This is a genomic window from Microcystis sp. LE19-84.1B, from assembly GCF_027531875.1.
Lineage (GTDB): Bacteria > Cyanobacteriota > Cyanobacteriia > Cyanobacteriales > Microcystaceae > Microcystis > Microcystis panniformis.
Map to the genome: position 1 here is coordinate 21670 of NZ_JAPZSR010000225.1, position 6438 is coordinate 28107.

The window sequence follows — 6438 nt, forward strand, 5'->3', positions numbered from 1 at the left end:
CTAGAAACTTTCTTAATTTTTAGGCATTATCCGCAACTTTTCCCTAAATATAGATTTGTTAATCTCCTGACAAAAAGCTATGGGTGAAAAAAAACGCATTGGACTTCTCACCAGTGGTGGCGACTGTGCGGGTTTAAATGCCGCCATTCGTGCCGTTGTCCACCATGCCAGTGGCAATTATGGCTGGGAAGTGGTGGGTATTCGAGAAGCAACTAACGGATTAGTTAGCCGTCCCCCCAAAACCACGATCTTTGATATTGAAGGAGTCGATCGCCTGTTGGTGATGGGGGGAACAATTCTCGGTACTACCAATAAGGGGGATCCCTTCGCTTTCCCGATGCCGGATGGAACCGTGATCGATCGCTCTCAGGACATCATCGACGGCTATCATAGTCTAGGACTGGATGCCCTGATCGGCATCGGTGGCGATGGTAGTCTGGCGATTTTGCGCCGTATTGCCCAACAGGGAGGCATTAATCTGATTGGTATCCCCAAAACCATCGATAATGATGTGGGAGCTACAGAAGTCTCCATCGGCTTCGATACAGCTACTAATATCGCTACAGAAGCCCTCGATCGCCTCCATTTTACCGCCGCTAGTCATAACCGGGTGATGATTCTAGAAGTTATGGGTAGAGATGCCGGCCATATCGCCCTGGCTGCCGGTATTGCGGGGGGGGCCGATATCATTCTCATTCCCGAAATTCCCTACCGATTAGAGAAGGTCTGCGAGAAGATCCGGCAACGGCAGCGTATGGATAAACAGTTTTCTCTGATTATTGTCTCCGAGGCTGTGCGTACCGAAACCGGCGATCGCCTAGTGCAAAAGAAAGCCCTAGGGGAAGATCGTCTCGGGGGTATCGGTCGCTATTTAGCCGAAGAAGTTGCCAGGGAAACCGGGGCCGAAACGAGAGTGACTTTCCTGGGCCACATTCAACGGGGGGGCATTCCTTCTCCAATGGATCGCCTACTGGGGGCGGCTTTTGGTGTGGCGGCCGTGGATCTGATCGCCCGGGGAGAATTCGATCGCATGGTGGCCTGGCAAAATCGGCAAGTGGTCAGTGTTCCCATTGAGGAGGCGATTAAAACCTATCGCATCGTCGATCTCGAAGAAACTTTAGTCAAAACCGCCAGGGGTTTGGGTATTTGTCTAGGGGATTGAGATTAAATCTAGGGGAATCGGTGCGAGAATTAACCCTTAAGTAGGTAGGTGTTAAAAACGATCAGTTCCCCCCTTATCAAGGGGGGATTAAGGGGGGATCGAACCTAAAATCTATCTTCAATTTAATTATAACCAGCTACTTAATTATCGCCCTTTCCCCACTGATTAAAATTACCCCTCAAATAAAGATAAACTCTGATAATTATTTTTCGGCAATTTCGCCAGTAAATCTAAATGATTAATAGTTCGGTTAATGTAGCAGAAAGATTGTTAGAAATCAACCATCTCGATCGAGAATTATTTAATTATTTTCAAGACAAATTACTTGATTCTGAGCAATTATCTCGTACTCTAGTGAGTTTTCAAGGCAATAAGAACCAACCAGTTTATCGCTGGTATAAATATAAAGAGGGTTTTTCCGTTGATCTGATAGTTTATCTCCTAGAAAAATATGGTATCAAACAAGGAAAAATACTAGACCCTTTCGCCGGCAGCGGAACAACTTTATTTGCGGCGGCGGCTAGGGGTTTATCAGCAGATGGAATAGAACTATTGCCGATTGGACAGGAATTAATTATTACTAGACAAATTTTAGAAAATGGCTTAAATAGTGATGATATACATCGTCTAGAGTATTGGTCTAACCATAGCCTTTGGCAACAGGTAGATGACAAAGTTAAGTTATTAGAATTACCAATTACTCAAGGAGCATATCCCCAAGAAAATCAGGCTTGTATAGAAAGTTACTTAGGGTTGATTGCCCAAGAGAATGAGCGAGTGCAAGCGATCTTAAAATTTGCCTTACTTTCTATTCTCGAATCAATTAGCTATACTAGAAAAGATGGTCAATACCTCCGTTGGGATTATCGTTCTGGTAAACAACAGGGTAAAAATATATTTGACAAAGGAAAAATTTTAGACTTTAAAACTGCCCTACATAGCAAGTTACGAGAAATTCTCGCAGATTTAGAGCCTAGTCAGCAACAATTGGAACTTTTTTCTAGAGATTATTCTCGGGGAAAAATTCAACTATATCAAGGTTCTTGTCTTGAGATTTTGCCAGAGATTTCCTCAGAAAAATACGATTCTATTATTACTTCTCCTCCTTATTGTAATCGCTATGATTATACTCGTATCTACGCTTTGGAATTGGCTCTATTGGGAATAGATCAACTACAATTAAAACAATTACGTCAACAAATGCTTAGTTGCACTGTTGAAAATAAACCCAAGGAGTTACTAAAAATAAATGAACATTGGTCGCCAGCCATTGCCATAACTGATCGTCAAAAATTATTAGAGAGTATCCTGGGTTATTTAGAGGAATTAAAATCAAGCAAGGCCTTAAATAACCATGGTATTCCTCGGATGATTAGGGGGTATTTTCTGGAAATGTCTTGTCTAATTTATGAATGTTTTCGGGTTATGAAATCCTCTGGTATTTTTTGTATGATTAATGATAACGTTCGTTATGCGGGAGCTAGTATTTCTGTAGATTTAATTTTGTCAAAAATCGCCGAAGAAATTGGATTTAAAGTAGAAAATATTTTAGTAGTTCCTCAGGGAAAAGGTAATAGTAGTCAGCAAATGGGATCTCATGGTAGAGAATCTTTAAGAAAATGTATTTATGTGTGGAGAAAGCCTTAATGGAAAAACCCTATCTCTTGCATTTAAATCAAAGTTGTGATTTGGAGACTACCTATGAAGCTATCCGTTCAGGATTTATTGCTCTAGCCTTAGAAAAAAATCAGAGAGCTACTCCTTTAATTGCAGAAGCAAGAACCTTAAAAATTATTGCCCAAACCGTAAACAATCCTAGAGATTTACTAAACATCCCAGATATTCAAGCGGCTTTATTAACTGCATCGGGAATTTCTGATAAAGCTAAAAATTATTTACATCCCCAAGACAAGGTAGAAGCAATTCAAGAATTAATTGTCAATTTTCTGGAACCTGCGGGGACTAATTTTGTCGAGGAGTTAGTCTATAGATTTCTATTGATTCGGGGTGACACTTTAGGAGGAATAATGAGAAACGCGGGTGGCTCCTTAGCTCAAAGTAAATTTACTCGTTCTCTATTAGCAACTTTAAGAGTAGCAGGGATTGCTTATGATTGGCTCAATTCCAGTAATAATCAATGGAGAGAAGCTGAAGAAATGACACCTAATCTAGAAATCTTGGTTAGAGGTGTTAGCTGGTTAAATAACAGCCAACCAAGAACAATAATTTATAATGTCAATGTTCCCATTGTTAATAACAACAATATTGATTTGTGCCTTTTAAAATGTGATTCGACGCAATTAGCTAATCAAAAAATCAAAAAACAAACCTTACAATCTGCTGATTTATACATTGCTTTGGGAGAATTAAAAGGTGGGATTGATCCCGCAGGAGCAGATGAACATTGGAAAACTGCTCGTACTGCTTTGCAGAGAATTGATGATGCTTTTAGAAAAATCTCTAAGCATCCTTATACTTTTTTTATCGGCGCTGCTATTGAAACAAAAATGGCTAGGGAAATTTATCGGCAATTAGAGACGAAAAAACTCACCAATGCCGCTAACTTAACCAATGATAATCAACTGGTTTCAATTATGCGTTGGCTATGCCATCTTTAAGCTTAATTAATATTTAGAAAATTACCAATCAAATAAAGAAGTTATTTCACCATTAAGATAACTGCTGTAATTAACTTCCGTTATGGCATAAAATTACAATATCTATTAAATTTTACGCTATCGATCCAAAAAATCTTTTTCTACCACAAGAAACTACTTTTGAGCAATTAATTAATAAAATTTAATAAGTAGAAGCACAGGCAAAAAATAAAACCCCCTCAACTGACTGAATGAAGGGGGATTTATGGTATTTTTGTAAGCAATTCAGCCGACTTTTATGGCTTCAGTTTGCGCTTGAGGGTTGAAGCTGCGCCGAGAGTGCCGAGGGCGAGGAGACTGAAAACAGAACTGGATTCTGGTACATTAACTTTACTGAGTTTAATTTCAGTAATCTGAGTGGACCATTCCGTACTACCAGCAGCAAACTCCTGGAAAGTCCAGAAAGTTCTCCCCGTCGGATCAGAAGGGTCGAGGACAGTAGCACTGTAGTCGCCCCAGCGGTTGAAACCACCGCTTGATATTTCGTAAGAGGCAGACCCCTGCTTCAGAAGCAGACGATTACCAAAGGTTGTCGTTCCGCCAGAATCTTCACCCACTACCGCACAACTGCTAATAAATAGGTTAGGTCCCGAACAACTAAAACCGATGACCACTTCCCTTTGATCATTGACCGCGAGGGAGCCATAGTAATAATCTTCTTGTCCAGTCGGATCATAAATTAATCCCTCTTGGCGGAGCGAATTGGTATTAGCATCAATCTCAAACCAGCGCAGTGCCGAAGATGCTCCACTGACAGGACTTTTTACTGTTTGAACACCCCAGAAGGAATTATAGCCTAGAGAGTCGAGTTGATAAACCACATTGGAACTGAAGCGAGTATCTCCGGTATCGACGTTATCCGGTCCGCCTAGTTGTCGCGCCGTCAGCGGATCAACATAGCGGGTAACAGATATAAATCCTCCACTCGTGCTGAGTGTTGCTGTGGCTGGGTTTCCGGCAATATCTGATCGCTTGAAGAAGCCAGCCGGGGTATTGTAGGCGGATAATAAGGGATGGGGGTTGTTGCGGTTGTCCAGGTCAACCACTGGCTGGACAGTGAAGCCAGTATTATTGGGGTTGTTATTTTGGAAAATTGTCCTGGCGTTGGGGTTTCCTGCTATCAGTTGCGCTTTATCGAAGGTGAGGATAGTTGTTGTGACAGTACCTGAACTAATGGGATGCATATTGGCAGAGAGGGTGACACTCTGTCCGTTGAAACCCCTGGTGTCAAAATCAGCCCAGCGGGTGTTAGCGGGAGTATCGGCGGGAATAGCATAGCCATTCCAACCGTCCAGTGGATTGGATGACTTAGAAACAGCAACCAGGAAATTGTTGATCCCCCCACCATTGTCCACCGACGCAGCAAACCAGCGCCCACTGAAGGGGTCGTAATTTACTCTCGGATCGAAAGCGAAACTACCCGAAGGTGTTACTCCTGCATTCTGCCAGAATTGGTCGAGGGAGATGCGGCTTAGAACGGAGCCACTTTTGTTATAAACGGCGTAGGAACCGTTAATTAGCTCGACGATGTGATCTTGTCCGACTGCTCCCATCGTATCTGGAGGATAAAATAAGCCACTTTGGGAGCGGGAAGTTCCCGTGAAGTTTGTTCCCACTGTTACAACTGTTGTTGCTTGTGCTGTCATCGAGATAGCAAGGGTACTCATGCTTGCGATCGCAAATGAAGTCAAAGTCGTCTTTGCTCGAAAATTTTGCATAAATAAATTTAGCATCCCATGAACCGACTTTCCAAAACTTGCATAATTGTTGCAAAAAAAAACTTTACTACAATACCATTTTTCTTTATTCTTGGCAGGTATCTTGCCCCCCGATGTCGGGGGGGCAGGGGGGGTTAGGGGTGAGGGCAATTAACCATCTCTGCCATTACTTGTGAAAAATGGTATAAGCTATATTTTTAGGTTCTTCCTTACTTGGTATGGTTCGATAGGGGGGCATAAATCGACTAAATCCTTATCTGGCAAGAGACTTAATTGATTAGTTCGCTCTAGAGCAAAAACAATTGATAAAAATCGCTAAATGCCTTTCTATGTAAGGGTTCCATCCCTTATAACCCCCGTCCATTGCATAACACAAACCGAAGAGCCAAAAGGAATGACTAGAGTAGAAACGGCGGCTAAGTTTTTGAGCATTCTAACTTCTCTTTTTTGCTAAATATTTTAATTGCGATCGCACTTTAGCGCCCAGGTGAAGCAACAGCCCAACCCAAGACAGAAGGCAGATAACAGAACAATACACATTCCCCCCCCCACAACTGTATTAAAAGCTACAATTTAATAAATCTTTACATTCCTCTCCCCTTAGTCCCTCGCCTTCGGGAGCGATAGGTTAGCATAGAGTGGGTGAAAACAATTTTTCTCCATTGATTTCGGGTGTCTCATGCGTATTCAATGGGATGAAGCCAAACGACAGCGAGTTTTAACAGAACGTGACATTGACTTCACTCGGTGGTGGTGATTCGGTAGTAGTGATGGCGGCTTAATCCTTTGCTTTGCTGTGCGTTGTAGTCATGGATAAAATACCAAAGGGTTCCCCAACGTGATTCTCCATTTTTTTAGAGAAAGATAGACTCTCTCTCACCAGCCGAGAAATCCTTTGTCG

Annotated in this window: 4 protein-coding genes and 1 pseudogene; 3 read left to right on the top strand and 2 right to left on the bottom strand. The window is 42.1% G+C overall.

The features are described from left to right. Nucleotides 1-79 precede the first annotated feature (79 nt). The 3 genes from O9324_RS13150 (at nt 80) to O9324_RS13160 (ending at nt 3780) form a co-directional block, all read left to right on the top strand. On the top strand, nt 80-1162 hold the full coding sequence (locus O9324_RS13150; RefSeq protein ID WP_287627680.1) for an ATP-dependent 6-phosphofructokinase: 1083 nt from the start codon (nt 80-82) through the stop codon (nt 1160-1162). Nucleotides 1163-1396: 234 nt separating this feature from the next. Next, a complete protein-coding gene (locus O9324_RS13155; RefSeq protein ID WP_288140415.1) occupies nt 1397-2809 on the top strand; it encodes a DNA methyltransferase in 1413 nt (470 codons plus the stop codon). Continuing rightward, nucleotides 2782-3780: a type II restriction endonuclease gene (locus tag O9324_RS13160; protein WP_287704804.1), complete on the top strand. Its 999-nt coding sequence runs from the start codon at nt 2782-2784 to the stop codon at nt 3778-3780. Before O9324_RS13155 ends, O9324_RS13160 begins: the two co-directional genes overlap by 28 nt. A gap of 275 nt (nt 3781-4055) precedes the next feature. Here the strand turns inward: O9324_RS13160 and O9324_RS27505 are convergent, their stop codons facing one another. Next, the gene (locus O9324_RS27505) at nt 4056-5486 is read right to left on the bottom strand and encodes a PEP-CTERM sorting domain-containing protein (protein ID WP_288140416.1); all 1431 of its coding nucleotides are present in this window, start codon (nt 5484-5486) and stop codon (nt 4056-4058) included. Nucleotides 5487-5726: 240 nt separating this feature from the next. Beyond that, a pseudogene (locus tag O9324_RS27510) lies at nt 5727-5906 on the bottom strand (hypothetical protein). Nucleotides 5907-6438: the final 532 nt, after the last annotated feature.